The 18,013-nt window shown below is 71.3% G+C and carries 17 protein-coding genes and 1 pseudogene; 6 read left to right on the forward strand and 12 right to left on the reverse strand.

The features are described from left to right. Window positions 1-45: 45 nt before the first annotated feature. Window positions 46-309, forward strand: a pseudogene (locus ACFWI9_RS00150) (Uma2 family endonuclease); the annotation flags it as partial. On the opposite strand, the gene ACFWI9_RS00155 reads toward ACFWI9_RS00150, so the two are convergent. The 7 genes from ACFWI9_RS00155 to rsmI form a co-directional block, all read right to left on the reverse strand. Continuing rightward, window positions 306-1,652 carry an acyltransferase gene (locus ACFWI9_RS00155; RefSeq protein ID WP_387157770.1) on the reverse strand — a complete coding sequence of 449 codons (1,347 nt, stop codon included), beginning with the start codon at window positions 1,650-1,652 and terminating at the stop codon, window positions 306-308. The pseudogene ACFWI9_RS00150 and the gene ACFWI9_RS00155 overlap by 4 nt on opposite strands. Before the next feature lie 75 nt (window positions 1,653-1,727). Further along, a complete protein-coding gene (locus ACFWI9_RS00160; RefSeq protein ID WP_387157986.1) occupies window positions 1,728-2,627 on the reverse strand; it encodes a 4-(cytidine 5'-diphospho)-2-C-methyl-D-erythritol kinase in 900 nt (299 codons plus the stop codon). 2 nt (window positions 2,628-2,629) lie between these two features. Continuing rightward, a complete protein-coding gene (gene rsmA, locus ACFWI9_RS00165; RefSeq protein ID WP_387157771.1) occupies window positions 2,630-3,496 on the reverse strand; it encodes a 16S rRNA (adenine(1518)-N(6)/adenine(1519)-N(6))-dimethyltransferase RsmA in 867 nt (288 codons plus the stop codon). Continuing rightward, on the reverse strand, window positions 3,493-4,818 hold the full coding sequence (locus ACFWI9_RS00170; protein ID WP_387157772.1) for a ubiquitin-like domain-containing protein: 1,326 nt from the start codon (window positions 4,816-4,818) through the stop codon (window positions 3,493-3,495). Before ACFWI9_RS00170 ends, rsmA begins: the two co-directional genes overlap by 4 nt. A gap of 153 nt (window positions 4,819-4,971) precedes the next feature. Further along, window positions 4,972-5,853: a TatD family hydrolase gene (locus tag ACFWI9_RS00175; RefSeq protein ID WP_387157774.1), complete on the reverse strand. Its 882-nt coding sequence runs from the start codon at window positions 5,851-5,853 to the stop codon at window positions 4,972-4,974. A 97-nt stretch (window positions 5,854-5,950) separates the two neighbouring features. Then, window positions 5,951-6,409, reverse strand: coding sequence for a hypothetical protein (locus tag ACFWI9_RS00180; RefSeq protein ID WP_387157775.1), 459 nt, complete (start codon window positions 6,407-6,409; stop codon window positions 5,951-5,953). A 166-nt stretch (window positions 6,410-6,575) separates the two neighbouring features. Further along, window positions 6,576-7,439 carry a 16S rRNA (cytidine(1402)-2'-O)-methyltransferase gene (gene rsmI, locus ACFWI9_RS00185; RefSeq protein ID WP_387157988.1) on the reverse strand — a complete coding sequence of 288 codons (864 nt, stop codon included), beginning with the start codon at window positions 7,437-7,439 and terminating at the stop codon, window positions 6,576-6,578. 144 nt (window positions 7,440-7,583) lie between these two features. Between rsmI and ACFWI9_RS00190 the strand changes: the two genes are divergently transcribed. Beyond that, window positions 7,584-9,314: a dolichyl-phosphate-mannose--protein mannosyltransferase gene (locus ACFWI9_RS00190; protein ID WP_387157777.1), complete on the forward strand. Its 1,731-nt coding sequence runs from the start codon at window positions 7,584-7,586 to the stop codon at window positions 9,312-9,314. A gap of 187 nt (window positions 9,315-9,501) precedes the next feature. Here the strand turns inward: ACFWI9_RS00190 and ACFWI9_RS00195 are convergent, their stop codons facing one another. Beyond that, the gene (locus ACFWI9_RS00195) at window positions 9,502-9,726 is read right to left on the reverse strand and encodes a hypothetical protein (RefSeq protein ID WP_387157778.1); all 225 of its coding nucleotides are present in this window, start codon (window positions 9,724-9,726) and stop codon (window positions 9,502-9,504) included. A gap of 674 nt (window positions 9,727-10,400) precedes the next feature. On the opposite strand from ACFWI9_RS00195, the gene ACFWI9_RS00200 reads away from it, so the two are divergent. The 3 genes from ACFWI9_RS00200 (at window position 10,401) to ACFWI9_RS00210 (ending at window position 13,423) form a co-directional block, all read left to right on the forward strand. Beyond that, on the forward strand, window positions 10,401-10,538 hold the full coding sequence (locus ACFWI9_RS00200) for an LPXTG cell wall anchor domain-containing protein (RefSeq protein ID WP_387157779.1): 138 nt from the start codon (window positions 10,401-10,403) through the stop codon (window positions 10,536-10,538). Between the two features lie 251 nt (window positions 10,539-10,789). Then, window positions 10,790-12,418 carry a penicillin-binding transpeptidase domain-containing protein gene (locus ACFWI9_RS00205; RefSeq protein WP_387157781.1) on the forward strand — a complete coding sequence of 543 codons (1,629 nt, stop codon included), beginning with the start codon at window positions 10,790-10,792 and terminating at the stop codon, window positions 12,416-12,418. Window positions 12,419-12,571: 153 nt separating this feature from the next. After that, window positions 12,572-13,423 carry an EamA family transporter gene (locus tag ACFWI9_RS00210; protein WP_387157782.1) on the forward strand — a complete coding sequence of 284 codons (852 nt, stop codon included), beginning with the start codon at window positions 12,572-12,574 and terminating at the stop codon, window positions 13,421-13,423. 18 nt (window positions 13,424-13,441) lie between these two features. Here the strand turns inward: ACFWI9_RS00210 and ACFWI9_RS00215 are convergent, their stop codons facing one another. The 4 genes from ACFWI9_RS00215 to ACFWI9_RS00230 all read right to left on the reverse strand — a co-directional run bounded on the left by ACFWI9_RS00215 (window position 13,442) and on the right by ACFWI9_RS00230 (window position 17,415). Beyond that, complete coding sequence (locus ACFWI9_RS00215; protein WP_387157784.1) at window positions 13,442-14,629, reverse strand: serine hydrolase domain-containing protein; 1,188 nt, start codon at window positions 14,627-14,629, stop codon at window positions 13,442-13,444. A 122-nt stretch (window positions 14,630-14,751) separates the two neighbouring features. Further along, window positions 14,752-15,549 (reverse strand): energy-coupling factor ABC transporter ATP-binding protein, encoded by a 798-nt coding sequence (locus ACFWI9_RS00220; protein WP_387157785.1) that lies wholly within the window; start codon window positions 15,547-15,549, stop codon window positions 14,752-14,754. Then, entirely contained in the window at window positions 15,546-16,307 is a 762-nt protein-coding gene (cbiQ, locus tag ACFWI9_RS00225; RefSeq protein ID WP_387157787.1) for a cobalt ECF transporter T component CbiQ, read from the reverse strand. Before cbiQ ends, ACFWI9_RS00220 begins: the two co-directional genes overlap by 4 nt. A 1-nt stretch (window position 16,308) precedes the next feature. Next, window positions 16,309-17,415, reverse strand: a complete 1,107-nt coding sequence (locus tag ACFWI9_RS00230) for an energy-coupling factor ABC transporter permease (protein WP_387157788.1) — start codon at window positions 17,413-17,415, stop codon at window positions 16,309-16,311. A gap of 205 nt (window positions 17,416-17,620) precedes the next feature. Here ACFWI9_RS00230 and ACFWI9_RS00235 point away from each other — a divergent pair, with 205 nt between their 5' ends. Continuing rightward, entirely contained in the window at window positions 17,621-17,986 is a 366-nt protein-coding gene (locus ACFWI9_RS00235) for an SsgA family sporulation/cell division regulator (protein ID WP_387157789.1), read from the forward strand. Window positions 17,987-18,013: the final 27 nt, after the last annotated feature.

The raw sequence follows: 18,013 nt of genomic DNA on the forward strand, positions 1-18,013 counted from the left end.
GAACGACCTGCCCCTGGCCCCTACGCACCGGAGCGCACCCGGTTCCTCCCCGAGGAGGTCATGCTGGTGGTCGAGGTGGTGTCCGCCGAGTCCGAGGATCGCGACCGGCGCTACAAGCCCGGCTTGTACGCCGACGCCGGCATCCGCCATCTCTGGCGCGTCGAGGACGAGGACGGTCTGCCCGCGATCCGCACATACGAGCTGGACGACACGACGCGCGCCTATGTCGCCACGGGCGTACACCGCGACCGGCTGGAAACCTCCGTTCCGTTCCTGCTCTCGATCGACGTCAAGGGCCTGGTGCGCTAGGCCGGTTGTCCCCCGGGGGAGCCGCGTCGTGCCCCGAACCCGGACCGCTCCACCAGCAGCCACCCCGCCAGCGCCATCCCCACCGCCACCGGGGCCGTCACCGGGAAGGCGATCAGCGTCGCCGAGCGGCCTTCCAGCAGGCCCGCGAAGCCGACCATGGACAGGGCGAGCACACCGAGCAGACAGCAGGCTATGCCGAGGGCAGCCAGTGGGCCGGAGCCAGGGATGGCGGAGGGCGCGGACGGGGAGGGGCGTTCGAAGGTACGGAAGGCGGCGACCAGCAGCGCCGTGAGCACGATCGCGGCGGCGATACGCGGCGGGGTCTGCGCCCACCAGGCCGCCGTGGCCGGGGCGGGGAGGGTGGTGCCGGTGGCGAGGAGGGCGCCGTAGACGCCGAGCATGGCGGTGAGGTGCCACAGGAACGCGGTCATCGCGATGCCGTTCGCGGCGACGACGGTGCGCCAGACGCGGGGGCGGGCCACGAGGCGGGCGCCGGGGGTGCGCAGCAGTTGCACCGCGCCGACCAGCCAGAGGCCGTGGCACAGCAGCGCCAGGGTCGGCGGGGCCATGTTGGAGACCTTCTCGCCCGGCATGCCCACCATGGACAGCGGATACGGGCCGAGGGCGACCAGCGCGACCGCTCCGGCGAGGCCGCCGAGCGCCAGGGCGGCGGGGAGGCGCAGTCGGCCGTCGGCGCGGAGGAAGCCGAGTTGGTGGACGGCGAGCCAGACGAAGGCGAAGTTCAGGAACTCCACGTACGGAACGCCGAGCGCGAACCGCAGTACGTCCACCGCGACGGCGCCGCCCGCGAGCGCGCCGAACGCGGTCCAGCCGTATCGCTCATGGAGCTTCAGCAGCGGCGGGGTGAAGGCGACCATGGCCAGGTAGATGCCGATGAACCACAGCGGTTGGGTGACCAGCCGCAGTGAGACCCCGGTGAGTCCCCCGCCCCCGCCGAGGAGCTGGATGATCAGCGCCGCGGCGCCCCACACCCCGATGAACACCATCGTGGGGCGCAGCAGCCGCCGCAGCCGGGCGCGCAGGAACGCCGCGTACACCGAACCCCCCGGTCCTTCCGGCTGCTGACGGCTCAGCGAGCGGTAGGAAAGCGCGTGTGAGAAGCCGCCGACGAAGAAGAACACCGGCATGATCTGCAAGGCCCAGGTGAGCAGTTGCAGTTGCGGGACGACGGCGAGGAGGTTGCCCACGCCGTCGTCGGTCACCGCGGCCATGAGCCAGTGGCCGAGCACGACCGTGCCGAGTGAGGCGACCCTCAGCAGGTCTACGTACCGGTCCCTGGTGTCCGGGGTGGCTTCGGCGAGCTCACGAACGCTTGATCCCATGCGGACAGGTTCGCGTCGGCGGGTCTTCGCGCGTCAGCGTTCTCGTACTCAGATTCCTTGTGAGTACTCGTAGTACTAGATCACTGTCGCGCCGGGCGCCGGAGCACTCGCGACCCGGGCCGAACGGCAGCTACCCGAGGCCAGCAGGGTCTTGGCGATTCCCTCCGCCGCGTCCGCGTCCTTCGCCAGGAAGGCCGTGGTCGGGCCGGAACCGGACACCAACGCGGCCAGCGCCCCTGCGGCTGTGCCCGCCGCGAGCGTGTCCGCGAGCAAGGGACGCAGCGAGAGCGCCGCGGGCTGGAGGTCGTTGACCAGCGTGCCGGCCAAGGCGCCCGTGTCGCCGGTGCGCAGGGCGTCGAGGAGCCGCGGCGAGGCGACCGGGGCCGGAACGGACACATCCTCGTTCAGGCGGTCGAACTCCCGGTACACGGCGGGTGTCGACAGGCCGCCGTCGGCGACCGCGAACACCCAGTGGAAGTCCCCGCCGACCGGCAGCGGGGTGAGTTGCTCGCCGCGGCCGGTGCCGAGCGCCGCGCCGCCGACCAGGCTGAACGGCACATCGCTGCCGAGTTCGGCGCAGATGTCGAGCAGTTCGGACTGCGGGGAATCGAGGCCCCACAGGGTGTCGCAGGCCAGCAGCGCGCCCGCGCCGTCGGCGCTGCCGCCCGCCATACCGCCCGCGACGGGGATGTCCTTGGCGATGTGGATGTGCACGTTCGGCTCGATGCCGTGCCGGGCGGCGAGCAGTTCGGCGGCGCGGGCGGCGAGGTTGCCGCGGTCCAGGGGGACCTGGTCGGCGTCCGGGCCCGTGCAGCTGATGGTGAGGGTGTCGGCCGGGGTGACCGTGACCTCGTCGTAGAGGCCGACGGCCAGGAAGACGTTGGCCAGGTCGTGGTAGCCGTCGGGGCGTGCCCCGCCCACCGCGAGCTGGACGTTGACCTTGGCCGGTACCCGTACGGTGACGCTCGCGCTCAGCCTCACATCGCCCCCTTGTGCTCCGCGATACGGGAGAATTCTTCCACCGTCAGCGACTCGCCCCGCGCCTGCGGGGAGATCCCCGCCGCGACCAGCGCCGCCTCGGCCGCCGCCGGGGAACCGGCCCATCCGGCGAGCGCGGCCCGCAGGGTCTTGCGGCGCTGCGCGAAGGCGGCGTCGACCACCGCGAACACCTCGGCCTTCGAAGCGGTCGTCCGCGGCGGCTCGGTGCGCCGGACCAGGGAGACGAGTCCCGAGTCGACGTTCGGCGCGGGCCAGAAGACATTGCGGCCGATCGCCCCGGCCCGCTTGACCTCGGCGTACCAGTTGGCCTTCACGGAAGGGACGCCGTACACCTTGTTGCCGGGCCGGGCGGCGAGCCGGTCGGCGACCTCCGCCTGCACCATCACCAGCGTGCGCTCGATGGTCGGGAAGCGGTCCAGCATGTGCAGCAGCACCGGCACGGCCACGTTGTACGGGAGGTTCGCGACGAGCGCGGTCGGGGGCGGTCCCGGCAGTTCCCGTACGTGCATCGCGTCGGAGTGGACCAGGGCGAAACGGTCCTTCCGCTCCGGCATCCGGGCGGCGATCGTCGTGGGAAGCGCGGCGGCGAGCACATCGTCGATCTCGACGGCCGTCACCCGGTCCGCCGCCTCCAGCAGCGCGAGGGTCAGCGAGCCGAGTCCGGGGCCGACCTCCACCACGACGTCGTCGGGGCGCACCTCGGCGGTGCGGACGATCCTGCGGACGGTGTTGGCGTCGATGACGAAGTTCTGGCCGCGCTGCTTGGTGGGGCGTACGCCAAGTGCTGCGGCCAGTTCTCGGATGTCTGCGGGGCCGAGAAGGGCATCGGGATCGGTGGTGCTCACCGGTACAGCCTACGGCCGCAGTGCGGCCACGGATTCGCCCCCCGCTGTGAGTAGAGCTTCTTCGCCCGGTACGTCTGCTCCGCGGCCGGGGCGTCCTGGGGCCGTCCCCGGCCGCCCATCGAGCGCCAGGTGCGGTTGTCGAACTGGTAGAGCCCGCCGTACGTGCCCGAGGGGTCGACCGCGGCTGGCCGGCCGCCGGACTCGCAGGCGGCGAGGCCGTCCCAGTCGAGGCCCTCGGCGGCGCCGGCGGCCCTGGCACCGCTGGTGTTCCCGGCAACGCCGACGCTGTGGGTGCTCGCGGCTCCGCTGATCCAGACCTGGTGTTCCGGGACGCGTCTGGGCCTGGTGCCGACCCTGACCCTTTCGGCGCGCGGCTCGCGCACCAGCTTCTCCGCGATCTTCCGCGGGCGGCCGTCCCGTACGCCGTTGACCGTGCGTACGGCGAAGGTGGTACGGCGCACACCGTGCCGTCCTCGCTGCTCGACGCGTTCGGTGCCGGACGCCAGCTCGGGGTCCTCGACCCTGACGGTGGGGTACGGGACGTGCTCCTCGCGGGCCTCCTCGCCCGTGGTGATCCGCAGGACGGTGATGGTCTGGCCGTCCCGCGGGAAGCTGCCGGGCGCGATCGAGGTGGTGTCCTGTCCGGTCAGCCGGATCCCGGCCGCGCCCACGGCCTCCCGAACGGTGGCGGCGTTGGTACGGACCGTGTGGGCGCGGCCGTCGGCCCGTACGGTGATCTCGCGTTCGGTGCGTACGTCGAGGCTGAGGCCGTCGCGTGAGATCGGCAGCGAACGGGACACGGACAGGTACGCGCCGTCGGCCCGCACCCCGAGCTGGTCCAGCGCGGCCTCGACCGTGTGGGCCGTGGTCCACACCGCGCGGCGCCGGCCGTCGAGGCTGAGGGTGACGGGGCGGCCGTAGCGCACGACGATCTCGTCCCCGTCGGCCAGGGACGTGTTGGGCGCGGGGGCCACGATGTCGTGCTCGCCGAAGGCGACGCCCTCTTCGGCGAGCAGCTCCGCCACGTCGCCGGCGAAGGTGTGCAGGCGGTGCGGCACGCCGTCGACGCTGAGCAGGACAGCCTTGTCCGCGGCGACGAAGGCGGAGGTGCCGCCGGCGAGTACGGCGATCACGAGGGCCTGCGGGACAAGGCGGCGCAGGCTCAAGCCCAGGCTCAGGCCGTGCCGGGGACTGCCGCGGCGCGCCCTGCGGCGCCGGGCGGCACAGTGTTCACCGGCGCGGGCGCCGCCCGTCCCCGTCTCGGGTTCGATGGCGGCGCAGGCGCCGGCCGCGGTGCGGTGACTGCCCTGCGAAGTGCTCACGACGCCGGGACCCTAGCCGAGGTTGGTCACTCTCCCAAGCAACCTGGCTACGCGGTGTCGCGGTTCCCGCCCGTCGCGAGCGCCTCCGGAAGGTACGCGTCCGGCCCGCTCGGCAGCCACTCGGCAGCCGTTCAACGACCGCTCAGCGACCGCTCAGTAGCCGAACGCGCGGGCCGTGTTGACAGCGATGGCCTCCGCCATGGTGTCCTCTCCGATGCCGCGCACCGCCGCCATGGCACGTAGCGTGACCGGTATCAGATAGGGCGCGTTGGGCCGCCCTCGGTAGGGCGCGGGGGTCAGATAGGGCGCGTCGGTCTCCACGAGAACGAGTTCCAACGGGGCGACGGCGAGCGCGTCACGGAGCGGCTGGGCGTTCTTGAACGTGACGTTGCCGGCGAACGACATGTAGTAACCGGCGTCCGCGCAGAGACGGGCCATGTCGGCATCACCCGAATAGCAGTGGAACACGGTCCGTTCGGGGGCGCCTTCCTCGGCGAGAACGCGCAGAACGTCGTCATGCGCGTCCCGGTCGTGAATGACGAGTGCTTTTCCGTGGCGTTTGGCGATCTCGATATGGGCGCGGAACGACGCCTCCTGCGCCGCGATGCCTTCGGGGCCGGTACGGAAATAGTCAAGTCCCGTTTCGCCGACGGCCCGTACCTGGTCGAGCCCGGCGAGCCGGTCGATCTCGGCGAGCGCCTCGTCGAGCGCGGACGCCCCGCCCGGCTCCCTCGCGCCCTGCCGCGACCAGCCTCCTTCGGGTTCCCCGAGGACGATACGCGGCGCCTCGTTGGGGTGCAGGGCGACGGCGGCGTGGACGTTCTCGTACGCGGCCGCTGTCTCCGCCGCCCAGCGGGATCCCTTGAGGTCGCAGCCCACCTGCACGACGGTCGTCACTCCGACTGACGCCGCCTTCGCGAGGCCCTCCTCGACGGTGCCGCTCTGCATGTCGAGATGGGTGTGCGAGTCGGCGACCGGCACCCGCAGGGGTGCCGGTGGCGGCGGAGGGGTGCTGTTGTCGTTCCGGGGGCTCATGACCGCGATCCTATGGCGTCCCGGTGACAGCCAGGCGTTGGTCCGCACGAAGGCCCCGTGGGGCCCGATGACCGTCCCGAAAAGCCTGGACCTGGGGCTACTTGCCGCCGCCGCTGCTGTCGCGGGAGGAGCGGAACAGGGCGGCCAGCCGCCTGCGCTTGACGGGCCTGGACTCACGGGCGGATCCCGCGGGCCGTGCGGCCGCGGGTTCGGCGGCTTGGCGCGCCGCCTCCCCGGAGGAGGTGTAGACCGCGGGCAGCGGGCCGGCGATACCGGGTGCGACGGGGTAGTGGTAGTGCGCGTTCATGGGGTCCACGACCGACGAGACCTTGCCCGCCCGCATGATGCGCACGGTGTGTCCCTCGCAGTTGCGGCAGGAGGGCCGGTTGAGCGGCGAGGGGACGTGTGTGCCGTCAGTCGTGTAGACGATGAAGTCGTTGCCCGACGCGTCGGTGTGGTGCTGTATCTCGTACGCCTGCTCCCAGCCGTAACCGCAGCGCATACAGGCGAAGGCATAGGCCTCGTGCACGATCCGGATACCCGCGATGTCGCTCATGTGAGCTCCTCTCCACCGGACCAGTGGACGCCCTTTTCGGCGGGAGCGCATCAGCGCCGGTCGAATGATGGAAGGACAGAGAAGGAAGATTTAGCCTTCCCATGCCGGAAAGACCCGTCACATGGTCTGCACTTTGCCTATCAGGTTAGCCTCTTTACCTTTCTTGTTACCTTTCCGGAGCGTCCTTCGTCCCGTCCTTCGCCGCGTTCTTCGCCGCGACCACGGCGTCGAACACCTCCCGCTTGGGCAGTCCCGCGGCGGCGGCGACGGCGGCGATCGCCTCCTTGCGGCGCTCCCCCGCCTCCTCGCGCACCCGCACCCTGCGCACCAGCTCGTCCGCGTCCAGTTCGGCGGGCCCGGCGTCCGGGGCGCCGGAGACGACGACCGTGATCTCGCCGCGCACGCCCTCCGCCGCCCACGCCGCGAGCTCGCCGAGACCGCCCCGTTTGACCTCTTCGTACGTCTTGGTCAGCTCACGGCACACGGCGGCCCTGCGGTCCGCGCCGAATACCTCGGCCATCGCGGCGAGTGTGTCGTCCAGCCGGTGCGGCGCCTCGAAGTAGACAAGGGTGCGCCGTTCGTCCGCGACCTCGCGCAGCCGGCCGAGGCGTTCACCGGCCTTGCGCGGCAGGAAGCCCTCGAAGCAGAAGCGGTCCACGGGCAGACCGGACAGCGCCAGCGCCGTGAGCACGGCGGACGGGCCGGGCACGGCGGTGACCTTGATCTCCTTCTCGACCGCCGCGGCGACCAGCCGGTAGCCGGGGTCGGACACCGACGGCATGCCCGCGTCGGTCACCAGCAGCACCCGCGCCCCGCCCTCCAGGGCCTCGACCAGCTCGGGCGTACGGGCCGATTCGTTGCCCTCGAAGTACGAAACGACCCGGCCGCGGGTCTGCACCCCGAGCGCCTGAGTGAGCCTGCGCAGCCGCCGGGTGTCCTCCGCGGCGACTACATCGGCGGTCTCCAGCTCCGCCGCCAGCCGCGGCGGAGCGTCCGCCACATCGCCGATGGGCGTCCCCGCGAGCACCAGCGTGCCCGCCGACGCACCCGCCGGCGTTCCAGTCACCGATCCGGTCCCAGTTCCAGTCACAGGCCCATCCTCGCAGCACGGCGCACCGCGCCCCGCGCCGCGTGCGCCGCCCGCGCGCACAGACGCGTTCCCTACGATGGCGCGGTGACCAGCACTGCCCCCAGGGCCCGGCCGGAAAAGGAAGCCGTGGAACAACCGACCCAGCCACACTCCTGGCCGCAACGCCTGCGCGGATTCGGCTATGTGCCGCGGCCCGTCGTCGGACTGCGGGACCGCCTGGTGCCGCCGTACACCCGGCAGCCCAGGCACCTGTGGGCGCAGTTCGGTGTCCATCCGGACGCGGTGACCGCCATCGAGCGGATCACGGCATGGGCCGGACCGCTGCTGGTGGCGCTGGTGGCCGGGGTGCTGCGGTTCTGGCATCTGGGCAGCCCGAAGGCGGTGATATTCGACGAGACGTACTACGCCAAGGACGCCTGGGCACTGGTCAACCAGGGATACGAGGCCTCCTGGCCCAAGGACGTCGACAAGTCGATCCTCGCGAACCCCGACTCGGTGCCCGTACCGGTGGAGCCCGGCTACGTGGTGCATCCGCCGGTCGGCAAGTGGGTCATCGGCCTGGGTGAGCAGCTGTTCGGCTTCACCCCGTTCGGCTGGCGGTTCATGGTGGCGCTGCTCGGCACGCTGTCGGTGCTGATGCTCTGCCGGATCGGGCGGCGGCTGCTGCGCTCGACGTTCCTGGGGTGCCTGGCGGGCGCGCTACTCGCCGTGGACGGGCTGCACTTCGTGATGAGCCGCGCGGCGCTGCTCGACCTGGTGCTGATGTTCTTCGTGCTGGCCGCCTTCGGCTGCCTCCTCATCGACCGCGACCGCACACGTGCCAGGCTGGCCACCGCGCTGCCGGTGGACGAGGAGGGGGTGCTGCGCCCGGACGCCAAGGTCGCCGGGCGCCTGCGCTTCGGCTGGCGGCCCTTGCGTATCACTGCTGGGCTGATGCTGGGCCTGGCCTGCGCCACCAAGTGGAACGGTCTCTACTTCCTGGCCGCCTTCGGTCTGCTGACCGTCCTGTGGGACGCGGGCGCCCGCCGCACGGCGGGCGCGGTGCGGCCGTACGTCGCGGTGCTGCGCCACGATGTGCTCCCCGCCTTCGCGGCGACGGTCCCGGTCGCGATCGTCACGTACCTGGCCTCCTGGACCGGCTGGATCGCCACGGACAAGGGCTACTTCCGGAACTGGGCGCGGACCGAAGGCGCCGGCGGGTCCTGGACCTGGCTGCCCGACTGGCTGCGGAGCCTGTGGCACTACGAGAACGTGGTGTTCGACTTCCACGTCAACCTCACGTCCGGCCACACCTACCAGTCCAACCCCTGGAGCTGGATCGTCCTGGGCCGCCCGGTCTCGTACTTCTACGAGGACCCGTCCCCCGGCCAGGACGGCTGCCCGGCGAACGCGGCCGAGAAGTGCGCCCGCGAGGTGCTGGCCATCGGCACGCCCCTGCTGTGGTGGGCGGCCTGCTTCGCGCTGGCGTACGTGCTGTGGCGCTGGCTGTTCCGCCGCGACTGGCGGGCCGGGGGGATCCTTTGCGGGGTGGCGGCGGGCTGGCTGCCGTGGTTCCTGTACCAGGAACGCACCATCTTCCTCTTCTACGCGGTCGTCTTCGTGCCGTTCCTGTGCCTGGCGCTGGCGATGATGATCGGCGCGATCATCGGCCCACCGGGCTCGGACGAGCGGCGCCGGACCGTCGGCGCGGTGGGGGCGGGAGTGCTGGTCCTGCTCATCATCTGGAACTTCATCTATTTCTGGCCGCTCTACACCGGGCAGTCGATCCCGATGGACGAGTGGCGCAACAGGATGTGGATCGACACCTGGGTCTGAGCAGCGGCGAGTCGGTGGGCCGGCACGTGGATGCGCCGGGCCCACCGTCACAGAATCTCTCGTGGGTGCTGTAGTCCTTGCCCTCATCGGTGGAAGGGAGCAGGCGATCGGGATCCCCATCACCTGTGTGCGCACACGGACCAGTGTCGATGAAGCAGCCCTGGCAGTGGCCTCAGCGGGACACCGATCAGAGGTTCACGCAGATGACCGCGACCTCGTACGTCTGGCTACTCTCGGTTGTGTTCTCGATTGTGCCAACCCACGCGTTGGAGCCGGCGAACCCGGACGTGCGGAGCACGCCGTTGCCCCCGTCGATGACGACGCTTCCGCCCGTCGGGACCTTCCCCGCGTCGCAGGCCACCGTGGTGGAGCACGTCGCACCGGGAGCGCAGGTGCTGCTTGTGGCATTCACGTCCCGCCCGATAAGGCCGGCGGGTCCGGTATCGCCTGTGGGTCCTGTCGGCCCTGTGGGACCCGTCGGCCCCGTCGGCCCGGTCACACCCTGCGCACCCGCTGCCCCGGTGGGTCCCGTAGGACCTTCGGTACCGGTTGCCCCGGTGGATCCCGTCGAGCCGGTGGGTCCGGTGGCCCCGGTGTGTCCCCTCGGGCCGGTGGGTCCGGCCTTGCCCCGACACCTGTCCCCGCCGTAATCCGCTACGAAGTACGCTCCATTGCCGAGGCGATACGGGGCGCACCCAGCCTTGCCCTTGTCGCTCACTTCCACCCCGGAGGGACGCGGGGTGGCCGAGGACGCGAGTGCCGAGTTGGCGAAACCGACCATGAAGAGCGCCAGCGACGCCACAGCACCGCTGGTGAGCACCTTGGTCCGCAGCGGAAGCGGACCGAGGCCGGAGCGGATCCGGTTCTCAGGATTCATGCAGGGGCCTACTTTCGGTTCCTTGTTCGCACACGGCTCGTTGAGGGGTGACAGGCCCCCGGGGGAGATGCCTTCGCAAGCTCTCACGGAGGATCATGGAGTGGCGGGTGCAACGGCCAGGAGAGACGCGCTCAGTGGTACGTACATCGGCCGAGCGTCAGCGGTCTGATAGGGCTAACGAAGCTGTCTGCACGCGCATGGTGAGCAATGTGAACGTGGGACCGCGGCCATTGGCGGGCAGCACCGTGCCCGCGATCGCCCTCGCGGGTGCTGTGGCTCTTGTGCTCGGCGCCGGAGCCGTTGTCGTCACCCGTCGTCGCAAGGCCGCCTCCCCCACCGGCGGATGACGCAAGGCGACCGCAGGTCGCGGCCGCATGAAGGCAGCCGGGCCGCATGAACGGCCCCGGCTATTCGCTCGTCTTGTGAGGAGCCGGGGCGGAAACGCGCCAAACCCGCACTCGCCCCTATTCCGGTCCGGTAACACCCATCCTGGTTGCCCCGTAGGCCACTTATCGTGAGCCCGACCACTTGAACGCGTTCACAACATGGCCAGGCGGCCGGCCCGAACCGGGTCGTCGCCACGGGGAGGGACCAGGCAATGCGCGGTGGAGCGAAAGTCGCCGTAGTCGGCGCGGTGTTCGCCGTCTTCACGGCGGGGGTGTCCTACGGCGCCTACAGCTTTCTGACGGACGGGAAAGACGGCCACGACGGAGCCTCCGGGCCCGGATCCACGTCGGAGCGGAGCGGCCCGCCCGACACCGAGGAGATCCAGCAGACCGCTGAGGAGTTCCTCGCGGCGTGGGCGCGGGGCGACGCGGAGGCGGCCGCCGATCTGACCAACAACGCGGCCGAGGCCCAGCCCGCGCTCGCCGGGTACGGCAGCACCGCGCATATCGGCGAGGTGAAGCTGACACCGGGCCGGCCGGCGGGCGCGAAGGTGCCGTTCACCGTCAGGGCGGTGGTCGCGTACCAGGGGAACAGCAAGCCGCTGGCGTACAGCTCCTCGCTGACCGTCGTACGCGGACTGACCACGGGCAGGCCGCTGGTGGACTGGCAGCCGGGGGTGCTGCACCCGGAGTTGCGCAAGGGGGAGTCGCTGCGGACCGGGACCGCGGCCGAGCCGCAGATCACGGCGGTCGACCGCAAGGGCAGGGAGCTGACGGAGGAGAAGTACCCCTCGCTGGGGCCCGTTCTGGATGAGCTGCGCAAGCGCTACGGCGACAAGGCGGGCGGCAAGCCCGGCGTCGAGCTGGTCATCGAGGGCGGCCAGGCGGACGCTCCGGACCGTACGCTGCTCACACTGGTCAAGGGCGAGCCGGGCGAGCTGCCGACCACGCTCGATGCCGATGTGCAGGCGGCGGCCGAGAAGGCCGTGATGCGATACGACAAGTCGTCGGTGGTGGCGATCGAGCCGAGCACCGGGCACGTGCGGGCGGTCGCCAACAACCGCGACGGACGCTGGAACGCGGCCTTCCTGGGCAAGCAGGCACCCGGTTCGACCATGAAGATCGCCACAGCGGCCATGCTGATCGAGAGAGGCGTCGTCAACGCCGACAGCATCGGCCAGTGCAAACCGAACGCCACCTACTACGGCACACCCTTCCACAACCTGAACAACATGAACATCAAGGGGAAGTCCTTCGCCTGGAGCTTCGCCAAATCGTGCAACACCGCCTTCATCAAACTGATCAACGAGGTGGACGACGACGCCGCGCTGGCGAAGGAGGCGCGCGAGGTGTTCGGCATCGGGCTCGAATGGAAGACCGGCATACCTTCCGTCGACGGAAGCGTGCCCGAGGAGACCCAGGGCGACGCGGCAGCCCAGTACATCGGGCAGGGCACCATCCAGATGAACGCCCTGAACATGGCGTCCATCACCGCGACCGCGAAGACCGGCACCTTCAAACAGCCCATCATCGTGCCGCTGGACCTCGACGGCCGGAAACGCGCCACCGCCGCACGCAGCCTGCCCGACTCCGTGACCAGGCAGTTGCGCTCCATGATGCGACTGACCGCGACCAGCGGCACGGCCGCGGACGCGATGGCGCGGGTCGAAGGGAACAAGGGCGCGAAGACCGGTTCGGCCGAGGTGGACGGGAACACCACATCCAACAGCTGGTTCACCGCCTACGCCGACGACCTCGCGGCGGCGGCGGTCGTCGACTCCGGCGGCCACGGCAGCGACGCGGCGGGACCGTTGGTGGCGGAGGTCCTGAACGCGGACTGAGCGCCGCCGGGTGCCGAGCCGGATGGGACCGGATCGGATCTGCCCCGGGCACCTGGCCCGTACCGATGAGGGTTAGCGTCGGGCCATGAGTGCTTCGTCGGAGTACCCCGCCCAGCCCCCGTTCTCCACTACGCGGGGCGGGGTGAAGCGCCCGTGAGCCCGGTCGTCGCGGCGGCCGTGCTGCTGGCCGCCTTCACCCACGCGGGCTGGAACGCGCTTGCGAAGTCCATCAAGGACCAGCTTCTCGCGTTCACCCTCATCGGGGGCTGCTCGGCCGTGATCGCCGCGGTGACCGCCTGCTTCGCCCCGCTGCCGCGTGCCGCCGCCTGGCCGTACCTCATCGCGTCCGTCCTGCTGCACATCGGCTACCAGGCCCTGCTGATGCGGTCGTTCACACTCGGTGAATTCGGCCAGATGTACCCGATCGCCCGGGGTACGGCCCCGCTGGTGGTGAGCGTGGCCGCCGTGCTCTTCGTCGGCGAGCGCCTGACGCCCTGGATGCTCACGGGTGTCGCGGTCGCCTCCGCCGGCCTGGCCGGGGTGGCCCTCTGGGGCATCCGCGGCTCGGGCACCCGCCCGCACTGGCCCGCACTGCTGGCGGCGCTCGCCACGGGCCTGTCGATCGCCGCGTACACGGTCGTGGACGGCGTCGGCGTGCGGGCGTCGGGGACCCCCATCGGGTATGTCGCCTGGCTGTTGGCCATGCAGGGCCTGCTGATCCCGGCCTACGCCTGGTACCGCTTCCGCGGCACTCTCCTGACCCGGCTGCGCCCGCATGTGGGCCGCGGCTTCCTCGGGGCGGTCCTGTCGCTCATCGCGTACACCCTGGTGCTCTGGGCCCAGACCCGCGCCCCACTGGCCCCGGTGGCCGCGCTGCGCGAGTCGTCCATCATCGTCGGCGCGGCGATAGGCGCCTTGTTCTTCAAGGAGCGCTTCGGCGGCCCCCGTATCGTGGCGGCGGGGCTGATGGTGGTGGGTATCGGGCTGATGCTGAGAGCTGGTTGACGACGGCGGTCACACAACTCACCGCACGGGTGGAGAACCGGTGGCCGTGCGCACCGCCCGGATCAGTGCCTGGGCGCGCGGGTCCGCCGTGACGCCCTTGCGCATGCCGTTGGTGACGTAGCCGAAGGCGATACCCGACTCGGGGTCCGCGAAGCCCAGTGAGCCGCCGCGGCCCGGGTGTCCGAAGGAGCCGGGACCGAGCAGCGGGCATGCCGGGCCGTGGAGCATGAAGCCGAGGCCGAAGCGGGTGCCGATGACGAGGACCCGGTCGGGGCCCGCCGACTCCTCGGTGCGGGCGAGGGTGAGGGTCGCCGGGGCGAACAGGCGGCGGTGGCTGTCCCCGTCCACGGCGCCGATGGTGGCCGCGTAGAAGCGGGCCAGGGCGCGGGCCGTGGAGATGCCGGCAGACGCGGGGAGTTCGGCGGCGCGGTAGCCGGGGTCGTTCTCGTCGGGGAGCGGGTCGATGGCGCCGAAGGCGCGCCGGGTCAGGGACTCCGGGTCGCTGTAGGCGTCGGCGACGGACCGCTTGGGTCGGAGCTTCAGGCCGCCGCCCGCCGCCGTGGGCGGTTCGGCGACCGGGCCGATACGGCCCACGCGGTGCGCCTCGCAGGACGGCAGACCCACCCAGAAGTCCAGGTCGAGCGGGCGGGCTATCTCCTCGGCGATCCAGCGGCCGATGGTGCGGCCGGTGACCCTGCGGACGAGTTCGGACAGCAGCCAGCTGTACGTCTGGGCGTGGTAGCCGTGGTCCGTGCCGGGCGCCCAGGCCGGTGGCTGTGCGGCGACCGCCAGCGCCCCGGACGTACCGTCGACGGCCTCGGCAGCGGTCAGCGGACGGTCTAGCACGGGCACCCCGGCGCGGTGCGCCAGCAGGTGCCGTACGAGCGCCCGGTCCTTGCCCGCGGCCTTGAACTCCGGCCAGTACGTGCCCACCGGGGCGTCCAGGTCCAGTTGCCCGCGCTGGTGCAGCAGCAGCGGTACTGACGCGGCGACGCCCTTGGTCGCCGAACGCACCACCTGGGCGGTGTCCACGGCCCACGGGGCGGTGCCGTCCACATCGCGGGTGCCGCCCCACAGGTCCACGACCTTGCGGCCGTCCCGGTAGACGGCGACGGCCGCGCCGCGCTCACCGCGCTGCTCGAAGTTGCGCACGAACGCGTCCCGGACGGGCTCGAAACCGTCCGCCACCGTGCCCTGGACGTCCACGTGCCACGCTCCCCGTCGTTCCGGCGTACTCCCGAGCCCTGTACTCCCGAGCCCCGTGCTCTCAGCTCCTGGCCCGAGCACCATGGTGCAACGGGAACGTCCGGAAACCGATTCCGGTCCGGTTAAGCCCTGGCCGGGACGGACCTCGGGTCGAAGCCGAACGGCAGCTCAAGCCGGTGCGCCCGCATCAGGTCCGGGTCGCCGAGCAGGTCCCGGGTCGTGCCGTCCGCAACGATCACCCCGGCGCTGAGGATCAGCGAACGAGGGCACAGCTCCAGGGCGTAGGGCAGGTCGTGGGTGACCATCAGCACGGTGACGTCCAGCGAGCGCAGGATGTCGGCGAGCTCGCGGCGCGAGGCCGGGTCGAGGTTGGACGAGGGCTCGTCCAGAACCAGGATCTCCGGCTCCATGGCGAGCACGGTGGCCACGGCGACCCGGCGGCGCTGGCCGAAGGAGAGGTGGTGCGGCGGGCGTTCGATGTGCTCGGTCATACCGACCCGGTCGAGCGCGGCCCGTACCCGCGCTTCCAGCTCGGCGCCGCGCAGTCCCGCCGCTGCCGGGCCGAAGGCCACGTCCTCCCTGACCGTGGGCATGAACAGCTGGTCGTCCGGGTCCTGGAACACGATGCCGACCTTGCGGCGGATCTCGGCCATGTGCTGCTTGCCGACCGGCAGCCCGGCCACGCTGACGCTGCCCACGCCACCGCCGAGGATGCCGTTGAGGTGCAGGACCAGGGTGGTCTTGCCTGCTCCGTTCGGCCCGAGCAGGGCCACCCGCTCGCCGCGGGCGATGGCCAGGTCCACCCCGAACAGTGCCTGGTGGCCGTCGGGGTACGCGTAGGCGAGCCCGCGCACCTCAAGGGACGGGGGGCACGGCGAGGACTGCGGGGGGGTCGGCAGAGGATCGGACGGGGAACTCATAGGGTCCACCCAAGCAGACAGACCGCAAGCGCCGCGCAGGGGAGTGCGGCGGCGTACGCCCACTGCGCGCGGGAGGCCGTCACTTCGTGGATCACCGGCATGGTGCCCCGGTAGCCACGGCTGAGCATGGCGAGATGCACCCGCTCGCCCCGCTCGTAGGAGCGGATGAACAGCGCTCCGGCGGACTTGGCGAGCACGCCCCAGTGGCGCACGCCCCGCGCCTCGAAGCCGCGGGAGCGGCGGGCGATGGCCATCCGCCGCATCTCGTCCGTGATGACATCGCCGTAGCGGATCATGAACGAGGCGATCTGCACCATCAGCGGCGGCAGCTTGAGCCGCTGGAGCCCGAGGAGCAGCGAGCGCAGCTCGGTGGTGGAGGCGAGCAGCACAGAGGTGGCGACGCCCAGGGTCGCCTTGGCGAGGATGTTCCAGGCGCCCCACAGTCCGGGTACGGAGAGCGAGATCCCGAGCAGTTCGGTGCGTTCGCCCGGCACCACGAACGGCATGAGCAGGGCGAACGCGACGAACGGGAGCTCGACCAGCAGTCGGCGCAGCATCAGGCCCGCGGGGATACGGGCCACGGCCGCGACCGCGGCCAGCAGCACGGCGTACAGGGCGAAGGCCCAGACCGTCTCGCGCGGGGTGGAGACCACCACGATCACAAAGCCGAGGGCAGCCGCGATCTTGCAGTGCGGGGGCAGCCGGTGCACCTGCGAGTCCCCGTGCCGGTACAGCTTGTGGCTGTGCCCCGCACCCATGTCAGACGGATTCCCTGTGCGCCGGAGCCTCGGCTGCGGCGCCCGCCGCCGCCTCGGTCCCGTCCTTGCGGCGGCGCTTGACCGCCCAGACCAGTCCGGTGCCGACCGCCGCCGTGGCACCGACGCCGATCGAGCCGGCCAGACCGCCGGAGAGCCTTACGTTCTCGACGTCCTTGATCCCGTAGTCGGCCAGCGGGGAGTCGGCCGCCGCGTGCTCCTCGACGTTCTTGTCGATGCCCTTGTCGGCGGCGACCTTCTCCAGGCCGTCCGGGTTGGCCGAGGCGTAGAAGGAGACGAATCCGGCCAGGACGAGCGAGGTGAGCAGGCCCGCGATCCATACCGGGCGGGCGGACGCGATGGGCCTCGCGGCCGGGGCGGCTGCGGGGGCGGCGTCCACCAGCTCGCCGCCGACCCGCAGCTTGAGCGGAGTGGCCAGCCCGCGGGCGCCGTAGACGAGGTCGGGGCGCACGGCGAGTACCGCGCCGACGGTCGCGGCGGTGATCAGGGCCTCGCCGATACCGATCAGCACATGGACGCCGACCATGGCGGTCAGCACGGTACCGACCGGGACGTCGGTGGTGCCGCCGATCGCGTAGACCAGCGTGAAGGCGGCGGCGGAGGCGGGCACGGAGACCAGCGCGGCGATGAACGTGGCCGCGGTCACCGAGCTGCGCCGCTTTGGCAGCACCTTCAGCAGGCCCCGGAAGAGCGCGTAGGCGACGACCACCGTGACGCCGCCCATGATCGTGGTGTTGACGCCGAGCGCGCTGAGGCCGCCGTCGGCGAACAGGACGCCCTGGAGCAGCAGGACGACGGACATGCAGACGATGCCGGTGTAGGGACCGACGAGTATCGCCGCGAGGGCACCGCCCAGGAGATGGCCACTGGTGCCTGCCGCGACCGGGAAGTTCAGCATCTGGACGGCGAAGATGAAGGCGGCGACAAGACCGGCGAGCGGGGCGGTGCGGCCCGCTCCGAGGTCCGTGCCGGGGTTCATGGCGTCGAGCTCCCGGCGCGCACCGCGCAGGCTGACGGCGACGGCTCCTGCGGCGACGACGCCGGCCGCCGCCGAGACGGGCAGGTCGATGAATCCGTCGGGGACATGCATGGCGGGCTCCGCTTTCGGGACTGGACTCGGATCTGGTTCCGGCCGTCCTGACCGGGCAACCGTCCGATAATGCTCCCTATTGCGAGTTCATTGCAAGAGCGCCAGATTCACAGGAGCAGATGACACGTCGAGGTTTCGGAGCGAAAATATAGGACATTAAATGACAAACATTTCTAAACATTTGTCACTCGTGAGGAGCTGACCGATGTCTTCGGTAGTCGAGCCACCCTCCGTCGAAGAGCACGCGAAAGCCCGGATAGTCAGCGACGCCCCCCACCACAGGTCGGTCCCCGTGGCGCTCCGCTACGACGGCGCCCATGACCCCGATTCCGTCCATGTCGTCTTCCCGGGGGGCAGCGACTGGAGCTTCCGCCGCGATCTGCTGGAGAGCGGGCTGCGCGCCCCCGCCCGCCGCGGGGATGTCGCGGTCTGGCCCTGCGGACGGGCTCAGGTGGTGGTCGAGCTGCACTCCCCTGACGGGGTCGCGGTGGTCCAGTTCGACTCACTGCCCCTGCTGCGTTTTCTGCGCCTGACGCATGCGAAGGTGGCCGCTCCCGTCAGTGGATCGTGACGGAGGCGGCCACCTTTTGCGTGCCGT

Origin of the sequence: Streptomyces sp. NPDC127084 (assembly GCF_042724175.1) — a bacterium.
Lineage (GTDB): Bacteria > Actinomycetota > Actinomycetes > Streptomycetales > Streptomycetaceae > Streptomyces.